Source organism: Arthrobacter sp. ISL-28, from assembly GCF_018613875.1.
GTDB lineage: Bacteria > Actinomycetota > Actinomycetes > Actinomycetales > Micrococcaceae > Arthrobacter.
This window is the reverse complement of record NZ_JAGGPJ010000027.1, coordinates 59,844-79,281: the sequence shown is the minus strand read 5'-3', so window position 1 is coordinate 79,281 and position 19,438 is coordinate 59,844. Positions and strand designations below refer to the sequence as shown.

Here is a 19,438-nt window from a genome sequence, read left to right as displayed (position 1 = left end):
TCAATACCTGAGCAGTTCAGAATCCAGCGATCGTTCCGGGACCGTTAATTGCGACGACGTGAAACGACTCGGCACTGACTCCGTCGTGGAAGCCGGCACGTTGGGCGTTCAGCCGCATTGCGTCCCGGACGACCGTCTCCATCGCCGCCGCATCCGGGTGCTGGCTGACGTGCACGTGGATCGCCGCGAGCTTGCTGTCCACGTGCTCCGTGACGTCGACAAAATGGTTTTCCCGCTCCTCGGGCCCGGCGTAGAGCCACAGCCACGGAACTTTGTAGGCCTGCAGGCCGGATTCGGCGAGCTCAGGATACGCAAAGGGATTTTCGGCTGCCGGGTAGATGGCCCGCGTCACCGCTTCCCCCACCGCGAGGTGGTCCGGGTGGCTTTTCTGGATCCGGTTCCAGTCGCGCTCCGGATGCATGGAAAGCACGACGTCGGGGCGGATTTCGCGGATCAGCCTCACCACTTCATACATCACCAGGTGGTTCGGTTCGAGGAACCCGTCCCGTTCATGGAGATAGTGGATGTCCGTAACGCCGACCAGTGCCGCCGCACGCTCCTGCTCGACGTTCCGCAGGGCGATGATTTCGGCCCGGTGGGCAGGATCAAACCCGCCGGCATCACCGTCGGTCATGATGCAGTAACTGACGGCGACGCCGGCCGCCGTCCAGGCCGCGATCGTGCCTGCGGCACCAAAATCAATGTCGTCCGGGTGGGCCGCGAAACAGAGCACCCGCTCAACCCGATGGAGCTCAGGGTTGAACGGGCTCTGTGCCGGTGGGGCTTGTGGTGACAAGGAATCAGCCTTTGCGCTTCTTGATTTCTTCGGTCGCCTGCGGCAGGACCTTGAAGAGGTCACCGACAATGCCGAAGTCCGCGATTTCAAAGACGGGCGATTCTGCGTCCTTGTTCACGGCGACAATCACCTTCGCCGTCTGCATTCCGGCCTTCTGCTGGATCGCACCGGAGATGCCCGCCGAGATGTAGAGCTGCGGGGAGACCACCTTGCCGGTCTGGCCTACCTGGGCATCGTGGCTGATCCAGCCGGCATCGGTGGCGGCACGGGAGGCCCCCACTGCTGCGCCGAGGGCGTCTGCCAGTTCCTCAACCGGGGTGAAGTCCCCATCCAGGCCGCGTCCGCCGGCCACTACGATCCGGGCATCGGTGAGGTCCGGGCGACCGCTGGCGACCTTCTGCTCGCGTGCGGTGATCCGGGCTGCCGTCGCTGCCGCATCGGCAGGAACGTCCACCGTCACGATTTCCGGTGAAGAGGGCGCTAAAGCCGGCTCGGGGGTGACGCTGTTGGCCTTGACCGTGAACACGCTGACGGGCGTGTTGACCTTCGCCGCAGTGGCGTAGGAGCCCGCGAGCACCGACTTGTGGGCGGTGCCGTCGGCATCCACCGCGACGACGTCGGTGATCACTCCTGCGCTGAGGCGGATGCCCAGCCGCGCCGCGATTTCCTTGCCCTCAGGTGAATTCTCCAGCAGCACAGAGGTGGCGCCGGACTTATCCACCGCCGCCGCCACAAAGGCTGCCTTGGCGGCCACGAGGTAATCATCCAGGTCCTGGGTGGACGGACGGTAGACTGCGGCGGCGCCATAGGCGCCCATGGTGACTGCGACGTCATCATGCAGTTCGCCGTTGAACGCCACGGCCGGTTCCCCGAGGGAACGGGCGGTCGTCAGGAGTTCGAGGCTGGTCTTTTTGAGAACCTGGCCCGGGGTGTCAATGAATACGAGTACGTTTGGCATGTCGTGATCCCTCTTAGAGCAGCTTCTGGGCGGCCAGGAAGTCAACCAGCTTGATGCCGGCGTCGCCTTCGTCGGTAATGATGGTGCCTGCGGTGCGGGGCGGGCGTTCCTCGGCAGACGTCACCGTCGTCCAGGACCCGGCGTGGCCCACTTGCGAGGGATCAATTCCGATGTCAGCCAGTGACAGCGTGGTGATGCTCTTGCGCTTGGCCGCAATAATGCCCTTGAAGTTGGGGTATCGGGGCTCGTTGATCTGGTCCGTCACCGACACGACTGCAGGCAGGGAAGCCTCCACCGTCTCCGAATGGGTGTCGGCATCACGACGTGCGGTGATGCGTCCGCCGTCGACGTCCAGGGAGGAAGCAAACGTGACCTGCGGAAGACCCAGGCGCTCGGCGAGCTGGGCCGGCACGAGGGAGGTTTCGCCGTCAGTGGACGCCATGCCTGTCAGGACCAGGTCCACCGGACCGTCTGCGCCGAGGTGCCGGATCGCGGCGGCGAGCGCCAGCGAGGTGGCAGCCGCGTCCGAACCCGCAAGCGCATCGTCCGTGAGGTGCACACCCTCGGTTGCGCCGATCTGCAGCGATTTCTTGATGGCATTCACCGCACCGGCGGGTCCCATGCTGAGGGCAATGACCTTGTTGCCGGCCTTGCTGCCGCCGCGTGCCTCGATCAGCTGCAGCGCGGCTTCCAGAGGGTATTCATCCAGCTCGGACAGAATGCTCTCATCGCGGTCCGTCGTGTGGCCCTCGCCGCTGAGGTGCCGGTCAAACTGGGCGTCCGGCACATGCTTGACCAGGACGATGATCTTCAATGTCTCTTCCACTGTATTTACAGCAGCCTTCCATGCTTGTGGATAGCCAGCCGGGTGAGGTCATGGCCGCGGAACGCCCGGGGTACGGGTAGATCCTAGCTAACCATATAGCGGCTGATTGATGCCGTCCCGTGTTAACGCCTGTGTCAGACCTTTCGCGTCGGTCAGCCCAGCCGCTCGGATCTGCCTGGTGGAGTCAGCCTAAAGGGGACGACGACGGCGGGCACACCTCCCGGTGCGGCCCGCCGTCGTCGGTTCTGCTTTTAGCTGTTAGTGCTGTCTTTTAGCTGTTAGTGCTGTGTTGCCTACTGCTCTGCGGCGGCGCCGAGCGTCACGTCGAGCTGCTGCTCACGGCCGTTCCGCTGGATTGTGATCTTGACCGAGGCTCCTGCCGGCTGCTCCCGCACGGCCGCCGTGAGCTGGTTCGGGTCCGTGATGGCCAGATCATTGAAGCGGGTGACAACGTCGCCTGCCCTGATGCCTGCCTTGGCCGCCGCGGAATCCGCTTCCACCGTCGCCACGTCTGCCCCGATGGAGAATCCGGACGTTGACTCCGAGGCCGACTTCGGCTTAACGCTGACGCCGAGCTGACCGTGAGTGGCCTTGCCGTTGTCGATGATCTCCTGGGCAACCCGCTTGGCGTGGTTGATCGGGATGCTGAAGCCCACCCCGATGTTGCCCGCGCCAGCGATCGCCGAGGTTCCACCGGCCGACGCGATGGCAACGTTGACGCCGATGATTTCACCCTTGCTGTTCACGAGTGCACCGCCGGAGTTGCCCGGGTTAATGGCCGCGTCCGTCTGGATGACGTTGATGGAGATCGATCCCTTGCTGGCGGAACTCTGACCCTGGCCCTCCCCCGGAGGAGCAAACTCGAAGCCCTGGCCGCCGCCCTGGGAATTGTCGGCCCCCTCCTTGGGCGCTGCCGAGGATGCGACGCTGATGGTGCGGTTGAGAGTGGAGACGATCCCGTCCGTCACAGTGCCGTTCAGGCCCAGCGGCGAGCCGATGGCCACCGCGGTGTCGCCGACATTCAGCTTGCTGGAATCACCCAGCACGGCAGGTGTGAGTCCGGAAGGATCGTTGACCTTGATGACGGCGAGGTCGGACAGGGGATCGGTGCCCACGATCTTCGCGGACAGTACGCGGCCGTCATGCGTGCGGATTTGAATCTCAGGGTTGGCCGTCGTGCCGTCCAGCGTCACTACATGGGTGTTGGTGAGAATATGTCCCTGATCATCGAGGATGACTCCGGAGCCTGTGCCGCCTTCGCCGCCGCTCGTTGCCTTGATGGTCACAACGCTCGGCGATGCTTTGACGGCTGCGGCCGTGATGGCGTTGACGTCATCCTGGTTATTGACGATCACCGTTCCCGGCTGGCTTCCCGAGCTCACCGTCGGCGGGGTCCCGCCATCGAAGAGGTTGCCGGAGCCCACGGTCGCCACTCCCCCGCCCACCAGCCCGGCTGCGAGGATGCTGGCAACCAGGGTGCCGACGCCGAACGTTGCCTTGCGCTTGGGTGCGCTGGTCCGGTTGTCCTGGAATGCCGAGTGCATGCCATGCTGCCCGTACGCGGCCTGATGCTGCGGACCTGGGTGGCCGGCGTGCTGTGGCGCATTCTGCGGTGCGGAGGCGAACTGCTGGGTCGCAGATTCGGACTGGTTCCCGTGGAAGGGAGCATGTGGCGGATAGATGGGGCGCGGTGCGTTGGCGTGCTCCTGTTGCCGTCCGCCCTGGCGCTCGCCCGCATCCCCCGGGCCCCTATCCCCGGGACGGTCCAACCGCAGGGTAGGGTTGTCCTCCCCGCCGCGCCAGGACTGGCCGCCGGCCAACCTTTCAGTGTCGTTGCCCGAATTGCCGGAGTTGGCTTCCTGATGGTTTCCCACCGGCTGGACTCCTTCCGGCTGGCTTTCCCCCCGCTGGATACCCTCCGGGTGCGCGGGCCGAGCCGTGGGGTCAGCGGGCCGCCCTGCAGGATCTCGGTTCTCAGGCGCTGATCCCGGTACTGGGTTCTCAGTCATTGGACTTCCTTTCATCCTCGTCTCTATTAACTATGGACGATGGAGCTGAAACGCGAGCGGATGTTTGCTGGGAGCTTGCTGAACGCGATACGCGCTGGCCTTGTCCACGGCCTCCAGCCAGGGTTCAGCCACCTCAGTCAGCGTCAGAGCCCTTTTCGCTGGCGGCATATTCCCGGTCGTGGACGCTCCCCTTGGTGCACCATAGAATCAAGAAGAATTGCCACAGCGACCTGCGGCTTTACACCCGGCGTGGGGGCGCTGCTGCATTCTGGGACGGCTGTTTCATCCTGAATCAGTCGCAGGCGTGCTGAAGGGTTGCCATGCGGTCAATGTTGAAACGTGTTCTCGCCGTGATCGGTCTGGCTGGAATGCTGGCGCTCCCCGCCACAGCAGCCTGGGCTGAGGATCCGGTAACCATCCCCCCAGGCGTGAACATCGTAGATGATGCGAAAGTCCTCCGCGGGCGCCAGGGCGAGGTCCAAGAGGCCATCCGGAAGCTGCTGAAGGACCACAAGTACAACCTGTACGTCGTCACCGTGAACTCCTTCGACAGCCCTTCCGACCCCAAATTGTGGGGGAAAGCCGTTGCCGACAAAAAGGGAATGGGCAGGGCAGATGTTCTGCTGGCCATCTCCACTGCGGGCCAATACTATTTCGCCCCGAGCTCAGCCAGCGCCATCGCATCTAAGTCATCGAATATTACCCAGAACGCCATCGCTTCGAACCTTGGAGCGGGCAAAAAGGACTTTGCCCAGGCCGCCATCGATACGGCCGCTGCCATCGGTGATGCTGCCGGCGGCGGAAGCGGCAATGTCCCCTCCGGAGACGGTGCCGGAACAGCGGTGCTCGTCGGCGTCGGAGTACTGGCCGCGGGCGGTGCCGGAACGTATCTCTACCTCCGGAACAGGCGCAAGAAGGCTGCTTTGGCATCCAGCGCCAGCTACGGCCCGCAGGGCGCCGAGCGGGATCCCCTGGCCTCGTTGAGCGTCGAGGAACTGCGCCGCAAGAGCGGCTCCCTGCTCATCGAAGCCGACGACGCCATCAAGTCGAGCGAGCAGGAACTTGGCTTCGCCGAGGCACAGTACGGCGAGGCCGCCGTCGGGAATTTCACCAAGGCCCTCCAGGAGGCCAAGGCTCACATGTCGGAGTCGTTCAAGCTGCAGCAGCAGCTGGACGACCACATCCCGGACACGGAAGAGCAGCAGCGGACCTGGCTCGGCGAGATCATCCGCCGCTCGGAGGCCGCCCTGGCATCCCTGCAGGAGCAGAAAGCAGACTTCGATGCGCTCCGCGAACTCGAAAAGAACGCACCGCAGGCCCTGGCCGCCGTTGACTCCGGCGCTACGGACGCCGAAGCGAAGATCGCCAAGGCGGACCAGACACTCGTAGACCTGCGCGGCAAGTATGCCGAAAGCGCGCTGGTCCAGGTGGCAGACAACATTACCCAGGCCAAGGAGCGGCTCGCGTTCGTGCAGAACGCCAGCACCACCGCCCGCGAGAAGCTGGCGGCCGGCGAAGGTAGCCTGGCTGCTGTTGCCGTCCGGGCTGCGGAAGAGAGCCTGCACCAGACCCATGTGCTTGTTGATGCGATTTCCAAAGTTGCCGGCAGCCTGGACGATGCCCGGCGGGGGCTGGAAGCCGCCGTCGTTGATACGTCCCAGGACCTGGCGCAGGCGAAGGCCATGATCCAGTCCGGAGCCCACGCCGAGCTCACCGGTCCTGTGGCAGGCGTGGAAGCGGCACTGGCGCGGGTAAAGGACGAGATCCACGACGGGAAGATCGACCCGATCGCCACCCTCGAACGCGTCGAAACGGCGCACCAGGCCCTTGACAAGGCCCTGAGCGGGATCCGGGACCAGCAGGAACAGGCACGGCGGGCGCAGGCGTCGCTGCAGCAGAGCATCATGTCCGCGCAGGCCCAGATCAGCGCAACATCGGATTACATCACCGCCAGGCGCGGCGGCGTCGGAACCGAGGCCCGCACCCGTCTGGCCGAGGCTCAGCGCAATCTCGACTATGCCCTGTCCATCTCGCGGAACGACCCCGTCACTGCACTGACCTACGCGCAGCAGGCCCACGCACTGGCTGCCCAGGCGGCCCAGCTGGCCCAGTCCGACGTCGACACCTTCGGCGGCTACGCCAACCAGGGCTACGGCCGGGGCGGCATGTTCGGCGGCGGCGGTGGCGGCGGCCTCGGCGGAGCCATCCTTGGCGGCATCCTGATCAACTCCATCCTGAACGGTGGCAGCGGCGGAGGCTGGGGCGGAGGCCACAGCGACGGCGGAGGCTGGGGCGGCGATTCCGGCGGAGACTTTGGTGGCGGAGACTTTGGTGGCGGAGACTTCGGAGGCGGGGACTCCGGCAGTTTCTAGCCGGCAGAGACTGAGCGCGGGCGCGGGGATCTGGCCGGCGGGTAGAAGCGGTACATAACTGTTCACTGAATTCAGTGGGACACACTGAGCAGGACGAAAGGTAACACACCATGAAGCATTCCATTTTCGGCCGCATGGCGCAGCTGGCAAAGGCGAACATCAACTCCCTGCTGGACCAGGCCGAAGACCCGCAGAAGATGCTGGACCAGATGGTCCGCGACTACACCAACAACATCGCAGAGGCGGAAGCTGCGGTTGCCCAGACCATTGGCAACCTGCGTATGCTCCAGGACGACTACAACGAGGACATCAAGAACGCCCAGGACTGGGGAAACAAAGCCCTGGCAGCATCACGGAAGGCGGACGAGTTCCGCAGCGCAGGCAACGCGTCCGATGCCCAGAAGTTCGACAACCTGGCCAGGGTTGCGCTGGAGCGCCAGATGTCCTCGGAGAACGAGGCTAAGGCGGCGGAGCCCAACATTGCCTCCCAGTCCGAGGTGGTGGATCGGCTCAAGACCGGACTGGACCAGATGAAGGGTAAGCTGAACCAGCTCACCAGCAAGCGCAACGAACTGGTGGCCCGCTCGAAGACTGCCGCCGCGCAGTCCCAGGTCCACGACGCCCTGAAGAGCATCGACTTCATGGATCCCACCAGTGAAGTGGGTCGTTTCGAAGAGAAGATCCGCCGCGAAGAAGCAAAGGTGCGCGGCCAGCAGGAGCTTGCGGCCTCCAGCCTTGACGCCCAGTTCAACCAGCTCGAGGACCTCGGAGAGCAGACCGAGATTGAGGCCCGCCTCGCAGCGCTGAAGTCCGCCAGCGCCAAGCCGGCCATCGGCGCGTCCGGCTCGGGTTCGGCCGCGAGCGAATCCATCGTGGACGAGGCAGACTTCGACAAGCTATAAGTCCTTAAGCCGAAGGAGGCCGGGGTCCAGCGGACCCCGGCCTCCTTCGTGTATGTCAGCAGCTGCTCAGCGGCTGGTGACCTTGCCCATGAGGGATGCTATGGGGCGCAGGAAGAGCGGCCGTGCCAGGAACCACGCTGCGACCATCACGGCGACCGAGGCGGCGAAGATGCCGAAGCCCACCCAGCTGACGTCGTCGCTGCCGCCGTACATGTGGTTGAGGTTCCGGAGCGCCCCGGTGGCCAGGACAAGGAACACGTGAACCACGATGAAGGCCACAAAGTAGACCATCACGGGGAAATGGATCGCGCGGGCAACCTCGATCGGGTATGTCTTGTTGAGACCAGTGGCATTCTTGGGCCAGGCAGAGGACGTCCTCAGGCCGGAGATGAAGGCCAAGGGGGCCGCAATGAAGACGGTTGCGAAGTATGCAAGGAGCTGCAGGGCGTTGTAGTTGACCCAGCCGTTCTCCGTGGGCCAGTTCAGCGAAGCGTACTGCAGCGCGGCGGACAGGGCGTTGGGGAAGACGTCCCAGCTGGTGGGCACGATCCGCATCCACTGACCGGTGGCGAACAGCAGGACAGCGAACACCAGTCCGTTGAGGATCCATAGCGCGTCGAGCGTCAGGTGGAACCAGAGCTCCAGGGAGATCTTGGTGGGGGCCGTCTTGGTGCGGATGAAACCCTTGTTGTTGCGGGTCCAGTAGCCGCCGGGACGCGTGGTGGTCCGGACCTGCCAGCCGGTCTTGATAATGAGCAGCAGCAGGAATGCGTTGAGGAAATGCTGCCATGCCAGCCAGGCCGGGAATCCGACGGGCGCTCCGGCCGGAAGCTCAGAGTGGCCCGGGTAGTCCGACATGAATGTTTGGACACCGGACAAGCCCGTGACCCACTTCGCGAGGAGGACCACCAGCACCAGCGCCACAAGGACGGCCGGCACTGTCCAGTAAAGCCTGGACCGCTTGCCTCGCGCGGTGCCGGACTTGTTCTTCGTTGTGGACATCGAACTACATTCCTCTCGAGAATGACTGAGACGGGCAACTGCCCCGGCCAAAACACTCCGGGCCCTGCGAAGAGAATACTAGGAAGTGCCAGGACGTGAACAAAAGCTACCGGCAAAGCGAGAGGCCCCGACCGGCCATTCGCCGGTCAGGGCCTCTTCTATGGTTGCGGGGACAGGATTTGAACCTGTGACCTCTGGGTTATGAGCCCAGCGAGCTACCGAACTGCTCCACCCCGCGTCGCTTGATCAACACTACCCTACTTTTGCCGCCGCAATTTCCATCCAAGTTTGCACCTGGGCACGAGCGGTCGGAGACAGCAAAAGACCCGGACCACCTTGCGGTGATCCGGGTCTTTTCTTCAGTTGCGGGGACAGGATTTGAACCTGTGACCTCTGGGTTATGAGCCCAGCGAGCTACCGAACTGCTCCACCCCGCGTCGCAAGAACAACTCTACCGTTCGGTGAACAGGAGGCCAAATCGAGGGGGCGTGATCTGTGTCTCGGGGCGGTCATCCGCTCCGGACGCAAGCAAAAGGCCGGCCCCGGCTCCTCTCGGAAGCGCGGGACCGGCCTGTTACCGTGAGCGTGCTAGCTGCTCGGCGTCGGAGTCGGCTTGGGCGACGGCGACGTCGGCGTCGACGCGGGAGTTGTCACGACAATCTTTGCCTCGGCATCGATGGCCTTCTGCAGCGCTGCGTTCAGCTTCTTCTGCTGGTCTCCATAGGCCGCGAAGTCACCCTTGGCCAGGGCCTCCTGTCCCGCCTTGATCGCGGCATTGGCTTCCGCCAGTGCAGCCTTCAAATCTGCTCGGGCATCTGTCACACCGGGCGGGGGCGTTCCTCCGCCTGTCGTTGGAGGAGTCTGGCCGTTGTTGCCGGAGTCACCGGCTGCGGCTCCGGAGTCGCCGCCAAACAGCTGGTTCAGCGCCTCATCCAGTGTGGGGGCAAAGCCGATCTTGTCACCGAAGGCAACCAGCACCCGCTGGAGTGTCGGGTACGACGTCTCACCCGTGGAACGGAGGTATACCGGCTGGACGTACAGCAGGCCTCCACCGACGGGCAGCGTCAGGAGGTTGCCGTTGAGGACGTCCGAGGCGCCTTGCCGGAGCAGGTTCAGGGCCTGTGAAACTGTGGGATCAGAGTTGAACTTGTTCTGCGCCTGTCCCGGTCCGGGGACCTGGGCCGCCGGCGGCACCTGCAGAAGCCTGAGCTTTCCGTAGGACTCGGCCTTCACGCCCTTCTTGCCGCCGGCATCCGAATCCGCTGCCAGGAAGCCGTACAGAACGTTTCGGGCGTTTCCATCAACGACCTGAGGAATGAAGGACGATGTCAGCTGGAATGCCGGCTTCTTCTGGTCGGGCATCTGCAGCGACATGTAGAACGGCGGCTGCTTGACCTCTTCTGAAACGGTGGGGTCGTTCGGCACGCTCCAGGCGTCGTCGTTCTTGTAGAAGCTGACCGGGTCCGTCACGTGGTAGCGCCCCAGCAGTTCCCGCTGGACCTTGAAGAGGTCCTCCGGGTAACGGACGTGGCTCATGACATCCGCGGACATCTCAGAGTACGGCTTGAGGGAATTCGGGAAGACCTTCTGCCATGCCTTCAGCAGAGGATCCTGATCGTCCCACGCGTACAGCGTCACAGAGCCGTCGTAAGCATCCACGGTGGCTTTCACCGAATTCCGGATGTAGTTTACGGAGCTGTTGGGCAGCGCCACGGTACGGCCTGCCGTGGTCTGCGAATCCGTCGTGACATCCGAGAGCTGCGCCTGCTGGGAATAAGGGTAGTACTGGCTGGTGGTGTAGCCGTCCACGATCCACTTGACCCGTCCGTCAACGACGGCGGGATAAGCGTTCCCGTCCACCGTCAGGTAGGGCGCCACCTTCTTCACGCGGTCGCGGGGAGAACGCTCATACAGGATCTGGGATGCCTCGTTGACGCCGTCGGACAGCAGCAGGTCAGAGGACTGGAACTTGATCGAATACAGAACCCGGTTGAGGAAACTGCCCACGTTCGGTCCGCCGTTGCCGGTGAACGTGTACTGCGTCTCGCCGCCCTCCCTGCCTGCGGGACGGTCCTGCTCGCGGTGGTCCGCCCCTTCCGGTGCGCCCACAATCGAGTATTCCGGCGAATTCTCGCCGAAGTAGATCCGGGGCTCATACGTTTCATCGGTCCCCAGCACACCAGTGGACGGAATACCCGACTGCAGGAACTCGGGCTTGCCGTCAACAGTGAACTTGTTTCCCTTGGCGGCCACCACTCCATAGCCATGGGTGTAAACAACATGCGTGTTCAACCACGACTGCTGGTCGGGGCTCAATCCCTCCGGGTTCAGTTCACGGACGGCGATGACAGTGTCCTGGACCTTGCCGTCGATTTCGTACCGGTCCACATTCAGTGCTTTGGGGAACTGGTAGTACGGCCTGTACTGCTCCAGCTGCGAAAAGGCGTCCGAAATAAGGTTCGGGTCCAGGAGCCGGATATTGGCAGTGGTCTGTGCGTCCTTCGCCAGAGCTCCCGTCGTGGCGTTGGTGGTTGCGTTGTAGCGCTCAACCTTGACGTGGTCGAGACCGTAGGCCGCGCGGGTCAAGCCGATGTTGCGCTCGATGAATTCCTTTTCCAGGGTCTGCTCCGATGGGCGCACCTGGAACTGCTGGATGACCCAGGGGTAGACGCCACCGGCAAGGATGGACGTGATGACCAGCATTGCCGTTCCGATGAGGGGAAGCCGCCACCTGCCGATGACCGCAGCAACAATGAACAGGATGGCAACGAGGATGGCGGCAACGGCCAGGATCGCCTTCGTGGGAATGACGGCATTGACATCCGTGTACAGCGCACCGGCCCAGCGGCCGCCGCTGTTTTGCACGGCGGCGTAGCGGTCGAGCCAGAAGTTGATGCCGAGCAGGATCAGGAATGATGCGCCGGTGACGGCGAGATGGATCTGGGCTGCCCGGCTGGTGAAGATGCCGCGTTCCATGATCCGGATGCTGCCGTACAGGTAGTGGGTCAGGATGCCTGCGATGCCGGCGACGACTGCCACGCTGATCAGGAAGCCCACAATGAAGCCCAGGAACGGAAGCGTCATGAGGTAAAAGCCGATGTCCAGCCCGAACTCCGGGTCATTCTGGCCAAAGGGTTCCTGGTTGAAGAACAAGATGACCTTCTGCCACTGGCTGGACGCCGCACTGCCGGCAAAGAGTCCAAACAGCACCGGAAGGCCAATCATGACCACCCGCCGCACAGGTTCAAGCTGCGCCTGGTAGCGGTTCAGGTTGTCCCGGATCTCGGAGTCGGGAGCGTACACCGGGCGGGCGTGGTAAGCGATCCGGATGGCGTAGAACACGGCCGCGAACATGATTGCGAAGCCGGTGACAAAGATGCTGATCCTGGCCAGGTTTTCCGTCAGGAACACTTCAAAGAAGCCCAGCTGCTGGTACCACAGGACGTCTGTCCAGACATTGGCAAAGAAGATGAATCCGACGACAACCAGCGCTACGACAATGAGCGTGGGCGTCAAGGCACCGCGCTTCGGCTGGAGTCTTCCGGGCGGGGTGGGGCTGGCGGGACGGGACAAACTCAGTACCTCATAGCTTTGTCAATTGCTGATCTTTTTAAGTTTTTCGTCGGACAACTCGCATTGCGCGCTGCGCCGGGGGCGCACTGCACATGTCAGCTTGCTCGGCCTGCCTCACACTCCGCAGCGGCTGTTATTAGTGCCACGAGCAGCGACGGGCCTTAGTTCCAAGATTTAGTCTAGTTGTTTGCGCACGCTGGAAGGCCCGACGTGTCCCCTCCGCTTGCCGCCAGTTCCACCGCACGTTTCGCCTCGTCCAGGTTCTCGACCTTGACCACTTGCAGGCCGTCGGGGACGTTCCCGGCAACCTCGGCGCAATTTGCGGCCGGGGCGAGGAACATGGTGGCGCCGTCGGCCCGCGCACCGTGCATTTTGACCGCGACCCCGCCAATAGGGCCAACCACTCCGTCCGGGCTGATGGTGCCCGTTCCGGCAATGTGTTTGCCGCCCGTCAGGTCGCCGGGGGTCACGGTGTCGATGATGCCCAGCGCAAACATCAGCCCCGCGCTCGGCCCGCCGACTTTCTCCAGTGAAATCTTCACGTCGAGGGGGAACGTGAAGCGGTACTTGAGCAGGACGCCGAGGATAAACCTGCCGGAATCGCTCCGGGCAGGCGTCACGGTTTCTGTCACCGGCTTGCCGTCACGGTCCACGACGATTGTGGCCGGCCGGCCCTTTCCGGCCGCCAGTTCATCCTGGACGACGGCCAGCGAAGTGATGGGCTTGCCGTTGATGGAGGTGAATACATCACCGGGCTTCAGCTTTCCCGAGGAAGCCGAACCCTCGGAAAGCTGGGCGACCTCCAGTTTTTGCCCGAAGGGTATCTTGAGTTCCTTCAGCGCCGAGGCCACCGCATTCTCCTGCGAGGTGGTCATAGCCACAGCGCTCTCCTGCTGCGACTGCTCCTTTGTCACGCCTGTGGGAAAGATCAGTTCCTGCGGATATACGGCCTTTGAGCCGTCAAGCCACGCGGCGAACGCCTCAAAAACACTGACCGGTCCGTTGGGACCGCCGTCGACATAGACGGTGGTGAGATTGAGGTTTCCTCGCGCCGGATAGGTCTCCCGTCCAGTGATGCTGATAACGGGCTTGCCGTTGTCCGTGCCCAACGTGTTAAACGTGGGTCCGGGTGACTCCACAACATACGGGACCGGCAGGACAGCAGCCGTGACGCCGAGGATAAGGGCCAGAAGCCCCGACAGAGTCATGGCGGAGACGCGGGGATCACGCGCCTCGGAGCCACCGGATCCGCCGGCGTCAGACGATGCGCCGCCGACGGCAGGAGCCGCTGACTCCTCTGAGGGCTGGTTGCCCTTGATTATTGTCACTGAAGGACCTCTCCGCACCGTCGTCCACCACGGCACTGGGGGCTGCACCATGGGCGGGTAGCCGGGTGAAGCCTTCAAACATTCCAACAACTAACATTACGCGTCCGGGCCACGGCCAAGCTCTTTGCCTACAGCGAACGGACACCCTTTCGGCAGACAGCCGCTCGGGCACAGGGGTAGCGTGAAGTTGATCAATAGTCACACCGACGATCGGCGGGATCATGACCTCCAACCCACTCAATCCGTCCAATGGCGACGAAAATCCAAAGGATCCGCTGGCGGAGATGCTGCAGAACCTGATGGGCGGCAAGGGTATGGGCGACATCGACCCGGCCGAGCTGGCCAAGGCCGCGGGGCTTCCCGATGACCCCAACCTCCTGGCGCAGATGTTTTCGCAGGTTCAGGCCATGATGAGCGCCCCCTCCGAGGGTCCCGTCAACTGGAAGCTCGCCCACGATAACGCACGCCGGGTGGCCGCCGGCAGCAGCGATCCGTCGGTAACCGCGTCGCAGTCCCGCGAGGTTGATGAGGCCCTGCGGCTCGCTGAGCTGTGGCTGGACCAGGTTACGGACCTCCCTGCCACCGGCCTGATCGGCAAGGCATGGTCCCGTGCGGAGTGGGTCGAGGAAACGCTGGGGACGTGGAAGCGGCTCACGGAGCCTGTGGCAAACAGCATCGCCAACGCCCTGTCCAGCGCCATGGCGGAGCAGATGCCGGAGGAAATGAAGACCATGATGGGCGGCGCCACCTCCATGCTGCAGAACATGGGCGGCGCCATTTTCGGCATGCAGCTGGGCCAGGCCATCGGCGCACTCTCCGCCGAAGTGGTTAGTTCCACCGACATCGGGGTTCCGCTGGCCGACTTGGAGATGGCGCTGCTCCCTGGCAACGTTGCGAAGTTCGGCGAAGGTCTCAGCCTTCCGGAAAACGACATCCGGCTTTTCCTGGCTGTCCGCGAGGCCGCCCACGCACGGCTGTTCGTCCATGTTCCCTGGCTTCGTGGCCACCTCCTGGGGGCCATCGAGGCGTACGCCCGCGGAATCCATATTGACACCTCGCGGATTGAAGAACTCGCCCGTGATCTGGACCCCAGCAACCCGGAAGGTATCCAGGAGGCCCTGTCCCAAGGCGTGTTCATGCCCCAGCGGACACCCGCGCAGGAGCAGGCGCTGGAGAAACTGGAAACCGCTTTGGCCCTCGTCGAGGGATGGGTTGACGAACTCACAGCGGCGGCAACCGGGAAGGTCCTTCCCTCTGCTGCAGCACTTCGCGAAACGGTCCGGCGGCGACGTGCCACCGGCGGTCCCGCCGAACACGCGTTCGCCTCGCTCGTCGGGCTTGAACTGCGTCCGCGCCGTCTCCGTGAGGCAGCAACGCTGTGGGCTGCTCTCAAGCAGGAACGCGGCATTGACGGACGCGACGCCATCTGGAAGCACCCGGATCTGCTCCCCACCGCCGAAGATCTGGAAGACCCCAAGGGCTTCAGCGAGCGCCGCAAGCTGGCCGAAGCCAGCTCCAGTGAAGTGGATGACGCGCTGATGAAACTCCTGGACGGCGGCTTCGATGCCCCCGAGGCGGGGACCGCGGAAGACGGAGGCATGAAGGACGACGGCCAGGACGGCCCCGGAGCTGAACCCCGGACCTAGGATAAACCCTGGCTGTTGGGGCCGACGGTGGCGGGGAACCCCGCGGCGTCGGCCCACCCCTGCGGGGCTGCTCCGTCAGCAGCCAGGCCGCGTGAGGTAGCATACGACACGCCCTCCAGGAACGCCTTGGCCCGCGCCGTTTCCGGGTAGGCCTCCAGCAGCTTCCAGAAGGCAGCGTTGTGGCCGGCGACCAGCAGGTGGGCCAGCTCGTGGAGCAGCACGTAATCGATGACCCACTGCGGCATCGGCCGCAGCTTGTCCGAAAGGCGGATGGACCCGTCAGCGGGCGTGGCCGAACCCCACCGCGAGTTCTGGTTGCTGACCCAGCGGACCGACGTCGGAACTGCCCTACCGCCGAGGTACCGCGCCGAGAGCTCCGCGGCGTGGCTGGCCAGGGCAGCGTCGGTGGCCGGGCGACGCCCGCCCTTGGACTGCCGGTCCCCCTGGACTTTCAGCTTGTCCAGCATCCGGCGCACCCATTCGGCTTCCTGGGCCCGGCTGAAATGCGCGGGGATGGCGACGACGGCCGTGCCGTTCTCCCAGAATGCGGCCACAGTGCGGCGCCTGCGGGCAGAACGGCGCACGACGACGGGCGCGCCGTCGTGCGTTGTCAGTTGTGTCCCCGCCATCAGAGGGTGTTGCTTTCCACGAGAACGGCCAGTACCGCTTCCCCGTACCGTTCCAGTTTGGAAGGGCCAACTCCGGCCAGCCGCGCCAGCTCCTCAAGTGACGAGGGCCGGGCCTCGGCGATGGCGGTGAGGGTCGCGTCGGTAAACACGACAAATGCCGGCACGTCGGCAGACAGGGCAACTTCCTTGCGCCATTCCCGAAGGGCGTTGAAGGTCTGTTCTTCGTAACTGGGCGGACACTGGTCACAGCGGCCCACCTTCCGCTCGGCGCCGCTGGACAGCATGCTGCCGCAGACCCGGCAGGAAGCCGGAACAGCAGCCTTGCGCCGCGGCGCCGGACCTTTGCCCCGGGCGCCGGAGCTTGCCACGGAATCGGGCCGGAGTCCGTCCAGGAAGCGTGACGGCTTGCGGTTGGCCCGGCCTCCCGGTGTCCGCGCCGTGGACCACGACAACGCCAGGTGCTCCCGCGCGCGGGTGATGCCAACGTAGAGCAGCCGGCGTTCCTCGTCTACCGCCTCCGGTGTGTCTGCGAAGGAGATGGGCATGAGGCCTTCACTGAGCCCTACAAGGAACACGGCGTCCCATTCGAGGCCCTTCGCGGCATGCAGCGAAGCCAGTGTGACGCCCTGCACGGTGGGCGCGTGCTGGGCAAGGGACCGTTCCTGCAGCTCGTTCACGAAGTCAGCGAGGCTGAACTGCGGTCCGCGGCTCACCACCAGCTCATCGGCCAGCGCCACCAGGGCTGCCAGGGACTCCCAGCGCTCCCGCAGCGCGCCGCCGCTGTGCGGGGCGGAGTCGGTGTAACCAAGCGAGGACACGATGTCCCGGACTAGCTGGCCGAGCGGCTGCGGAGAGGATTCCGACACTGCCCGAGTAGCGGCCCGCAGCTGAAGAATGGCGTCGCGGACTTCCTTGCGGGCGAAGAAGCGTTCACCGCCGCGCAGCTGGTAGCCGATTCCGGCCGACGCCAAGGCTTGTTCGTAGGCTTCCGACTGCCCGTTGGTGCGGAACAGAACAGCGATTTCGCTTGCCGCGACGCCGGAGTCCATCAGCGCCCGGATCTTGAACGCCACGGTGGCTGCCTCGGCTTCATCGTCCGAACACTCCGTGAACTGCGGCAGTGGTCCGGCGGCCCGCTGGGCGACCAGCTTCAGCGGCGCGGCCCAAGCGGCATCGGCAAGCGGTCCGCCGCTGCGGCGGGCTGCGAGGAGGTCGTTGGCCAGCTGGACCACCTGAGGCGTGGAGCGGTAATCGCGGATCAGCTTCACGACGTTGGCGTTCGGATACAGGGACTTGAACCCGAGCAGGTGTTTGGGCGATGCGCCCGTGAAGGAATAGATGGTCTGGCTCGCGTCGCCGACGACGCAGAGCTCGTCACGGCCACCGAGCCAGAGCTCCAGGAGCCGTTGCTGCAGGGGCGAGACGTCCTGGTATTCGTCCACGACGAAGTGCCGGTACTGCTCGCGGACTGTGGCAGCCACCTTCGGATCCTCCTGCAGGATACCTACGGTGATCAAGAGGACGTCTTCGAAGTCGATCACGTTTCGGTCGGTTTTGACGTCCTCATAGGACTGAAAGACCCGCGCCACGGCTGTGAGGTCAAAGCCGCCAGGGTTTCCCCTGTCCTGTGCATTTTCAAGATAATTGGCCGGGGTAAGCATGGACACTTTGGCCCATTCGATCTCGGAGGCCAGATCCCGGATGGATGCGCGGTCCGTACTCAGGCGGAGCCGGCGCGCTGCCTCGGCGATCATTTGCGCCTTGTGGTCGAGCAGGTTCGGCAGCGTGCCGCCGACCGCCTGGGGCCAGAAGAACTGCAGCTGGCGCAGCGCCGCCGCGTGGAAGGTCCTTGCCTGGACGTTGCCCACTCCCAGGTCCCGCAGCCTGCTGCGCATTTCCGCTGCGGCCCGGGCGGTAAAGGTCACGGCCAGCAGCCGCTGCGGACTGTACACTCCCGAGTGCACCCCGTACGCAATCCGGTGCGTGATGGCCCGTGTTTTCCCGGTGCCGGCGCCTGCAAGGACGCACAGCGGTCCGGTGAGGGTGCTGGCCACCTCACGCTGTTCGGCATCGAGGCCGCCGAGGATGCGCTCCTCGAGGGAGGCGTTGCCGTCAGGAATTTCTGTAGTCACTTCTGCTGCTCAATCGAAGGGATGGATGATGGGCGCCGAAGCCGGCAGGTGCCGGCGGAGATGGCGGGCGAGGGGCCTGTGAGGGACGCGCACACCGTCATTCGTCCAAGGGTCGGTCCTGGATGACGCCGCCATACCAGTGTTCGATGAGGGACCGGGCGATGGACAGTCTGGTGGAAATGGTGATCTCGCCGCTCAGAACAGCCGCCTGAAGTTCCTCCCGGCTAAACCATCGCGCGCGGGTGACCTCAACGCCGTCGGGCTTGGCCTCCGCATCATCCGTGACTGCTGTGAAGCCGAGCATGAGGGAGGCGGGGAAGGGCCAGGACTGGGAGCCCAGGTACTGGCAGGCTCTCACCCGCACTCCCACTTCCTCGAGGATTTCGCGGACCACTGCCTGTTCCAGGGACTCCCCCGGCTCCACAAACCCTGCCAGCGTGGAGTAGTTCCGGGCGTCAAGGGGGCCGCCGCCACCGAGCAGCAGGCGGCCGTCGGGACCGACGACGGTGACGATGATCGCGGGATCGGTGCGGGGATAGTGTTCGGAGCCGTCAGCCGGGCAGCGCCGGACCCAGCCGCTGGCCTCGACGTTTGTAGGAGTCCCGCAGCGGGGACAATGCGTATGGGTGGCGTGCCAATTGGCAATTGCGCTGGCCTCGACAAAAAGCGCCGTGTGCGTGGGATCCAGCCGGGCGGCGACGTCCCGGAAACCTTCCCAGGAGGAATCCGCGGGAAGCCCCGCTGCACGGGCATCCATGGTTTCGGACAGGATGAACAGAAGGATCTCCGTCCCGGGCGGAAGACTGCTGGATCCCAGTGCAGCTCCGAGGTAGACAACCAGCTGCGGGCCCGCATCCGCGTCGCGGAGCCGGTCCCGCAGCTGCGCGGCATCCGCCAGCACCAAGGCATCCGCATGGATCAGCGCCTGCCGGCCGGAGAGGACCATGGCCCGCGCCCCTCCCCCTGCCAGCAGCTCTTCTACGAGGTTTGGCTTCATGCGCTCCACGGAGCCGCGGTTCAGCAAGGCGGGACGTACTGGAAGTACGGTGTCGAACAGGTGGTTCGCCGGCAGCTCGCCCATCGGCAGGTGACTTTCTGCCTCGTGTTCCGCCGCCTTAATGACCGGCGCAGGGGCCTCCGCATGACTCATGTATCCACCGTACTGACTCGGGGTGACAATTCACATTTCTCCGGCGTCGCCTACGCTCCCCGGCGAGGGCGGAAGGCTGTGATTTCGGCTGGATCTCAAGACTCGCCGTGGCACA

At 64.4% G+C, this 19,438-nt stretch carries 13 protein-coding genes and 2 tRNA genes; 3 read left to right on the top strand and 12 right to left on the bottom strand.

The window, feature by feature from the left end; genetic code table 11:
- Positions 1-16: 16 nt before the first annotated feature.
- The 4 genes from J7E80_RS17285 to J7E80_RS17270 all read right to left on the bottom strand — a co-directional run bounded on the left by J7E80_RS17285 (position 17) and on the right by J7E80_RS17270 (position 4,589).
- The gene (locus J7E80_RS17285) at positions 17-796 is read right to left on the bottom strand and encodes a PIG-L deacetylase family protein (protein ID WP_215053466.1); all 780 of its coding nucleotides are present in this window, start codon (positions 794-796) and stop codon (positions 17-19) included.
- Between the two features lie 4 nt (positions 797-800).
- Positions 801-1,754: an electron transfer flavoprotein subunit alpha/FixB family protein gene (locus tag J7E80_RS17280; RefSeq protein WP_215053465.1), complete on the bottom strand. Its 954-nt coding sequence runs from the start codon at positions 1,752-1,754 to the stop codon at positions 801-803.
- Positions 1,755-1,767: 13 nt separating this feature from the next.
- A complete protein-coding gene (locus J7E80_RS17275) occupies positions 1,768-2,568 on the bottom strand; it encodes an electron transfer flavoprotein subunit beta/FixA family protein (protein ID WP_215053651.1) in 801 nt (266 codons plus the stop codon).
- Between the two features lie 305 nt (positions 2,569-2,873).
- The gene (locus J7E80_RS17270; protein ID WP_215053464.1) at positions 2,874-4,589 is read right to left on the bottom strand and encodes a S1C family serine protease; all 1,716 of its coding nucleotides are present in this window, start codon (positions 4,587-4,589) and stop codon (positions 2,874-2,876) included.
- A gap of 320 nt (positions 4,590-4,909) precedes the next feature.
- Between J7E80_RS17270 and J7E80_RS17265 the strand changes: the two genes are divergently transcribed.
- Positions 4,910-6,961, top strand: coding sequence for a TPM domain-containing protein (locus J7E80_RS17265; RefSeq protein ID WP_215053463.1), 2,052 nt, complete (start codon positions 4,910-4,912; stop codon positions 6,959-6,961).
- Between the two features lie 110 nt (positions 6,962-7,071).
- Positions 7,072-7,863, top strand: coding sequence for a PspA/IM30 family protein (locus J7E80_RS17260; protein WP_215053462.1), 792 nt, complete (start codon positions 7,072-7,074; stop codon positions 7,861-7,863).
- A 66-nt stretch (positions 7,864-7,929) separates the two neighbouring features.
- Here the strand turns inward: J7E80_RS17260 and J7E80_RS17255 are convergent, their stop codons facing one another.
- The 5 genes from J7E80_RS17255 to J7E80_RS17235 all read right to left on the bottom strand — a co-directional run bounded on the left by J7E80_RS17255 (position 7,930) and on the right by J7E80_RS17235 (position 13,766).
- The gene (locus tag J7E80_RS17255; RefSeq protein WP_215053461.1) at positions 7,930-8,865 is read right to left on the bottom strand and encodes a cytochrome b/b6 domain-containing protein; all 936 of its coding nucleotides are present in this window, start codon (positions 8,863-8,865) and stop codon (positions 7,930-7,932) included.
- Between the two features lie 161 nt (positions 8,866-9,026).
- Positions 9,027-9,103, bottom strand: a tRNA-Met gene (locus J7E80_RS17250).
- Between the two features lie 125 nt (positions 9,104-9,228).
- Positions 9,229-9,302, bottom strand: a tRNA-Met gene (locus tag J7E80_RS17245).
- Between the two features lie 151 nt (positions 9,303-9,453).
- Positions 9,454-12,438 (bottom strand): UPF0182 family protein, encoded by a 2,985-nt coding sequence (locus J7E80_RS17240; RefSeq protein ID WP_251037011.1) that lies wholly within the window; start codon positions 12,436-12,438, stop codon positions 9,454-9,456.
- A gap of 179 nt (positions 12,439-12,617) precedes the next feature.
- On the bottom strand, positions 12,618-13,766 hold the full coding sequence (locus tag J7E80_RS17235) for a S16 family serine protease (RefSeq protein WP_311380868.1): 1,149 nt from the start codon (positions 13,764-13,766) through the stop codon (positions 12,618-12,620).
- Positions 13,767-13,987: 221 nt separating this feature from the next.
- Here J7E80_RS17235 and J7E80_RS17230 point away from each other — a divergent pair, with 221 nt between their 5' ends.
- Entirely contained in the window at positions 13,988-15,412 is a 1,425-nt protein-coding gene (locus J7E80_RS17230; RefSeq protein WP_215053460.1) for a zinc-dependent metalloprotease, read from the top strand.
- Here J7E80_RS17230 and J7E80_RS17225 read toward each other — a convergent pair.
- The 3 genes from J7E80_RS17225 to nudC form a co-directional block, all read right to left on the bottom strand.
- Entirely contained in the window at positions 15,409-16,041 is a 633-nt protein-coding gene (locus J7E80_RS17225) for a M48 family metallopeptidase (RefSeq protein ID WP_215053459.1), read from the bottom strand. The genes J7E80_RS17230 and J7E80_RS17225 overlap by 4 nt on opposite strands.
- The gene (locus tag J7E80_RS17220) at positions 16,041-18,173 is read right to left on the bottom strand and encodes an ATP-dependent DNA helicase UvrD2 (protein ID WP_215053458.1); all 2,133 of its coding nucleotides are present in this window, start codon (positions 18,171-18,173) and stop codon (positions 16,041-16,043) included. Before J7E80_RS17220 ends, J7E80_RS17225 begins: the two co-directional genes overlap by 1 nt.
- A 97-nt stretch (positions 18,174-18,270) precedes the next feature.
- Positions 18,271-19,323, bottom strand: coding sequence for an NAD(+) diphosphatase (nudC, locus tag J7E80_RS17215; RefSeq protein WP_215053457.1), 1,053 nt, complete (start codon positions 19,321-19,323; stop codon positions 18,271-18,273).
- Positions 19,324-19,438: the final 115 nt, after the last annotated feature.

Bases quoted from the DNA above. Each gene is read 5' to 3' on its own strand.
- J7E80_RS17270 (WP_215053464.1), bottom strand. From the start codon at position 4,589: ATGACTGAGAACCCAGTACCGGGATCAGCGCCTGAGAACCGAGATCCT.
- nudC (WP_215053457.1), bottom strand. From the start codon at position 19,323: ATGAGTCATGCGGAGGCCCCTGCGCCGGTCATTAAGGCGGCGGAACAC.
- J7E80_RS17260 (WP_215053462.1), top strand. From the start codon at position 7,072: ATGAAGCATTCCATTTTCGGCCGCATGGCGCAGCTGGCAAAGGCGAAC.
- J7E80_RS17230 (WP_215053460.1), top strand. From the start codon at position 13,988: ATGACCTCCAACCCACTCAATCCGTCCAATGGCGACGAAAATCCAAAG.
- J7E80_RS17255 (WP_215053461.1), bottom strand. From the start codon at position 8,865: ATGTCCACAACGAAGAACAAGTCCGGCACCGCGCGAGGCAAGCGGTCC.
- J7E80_RS17280 (WP_215053465.1), bottom strand. From the start codon at position 1,754: ATGCCAAACGTACTCGTATTCATTGACACCCCGGGCCAGGTTCTCAAA.
- J7E80_RS17265 (WP_215053463.1), top strand. From the start codon at position 4,910: ATGCGGTCAATGTTGAAACGTGTTCTCGCCGTGATCGGTCTGGCTGGA.
- J7E80_RS17225 (WP_215053459.1), bottom strand. From the start codon at position 16,041: ATGGCGGGGACACAACTGACAACGCACGACGGCGCGCCCGTCGTCGTG.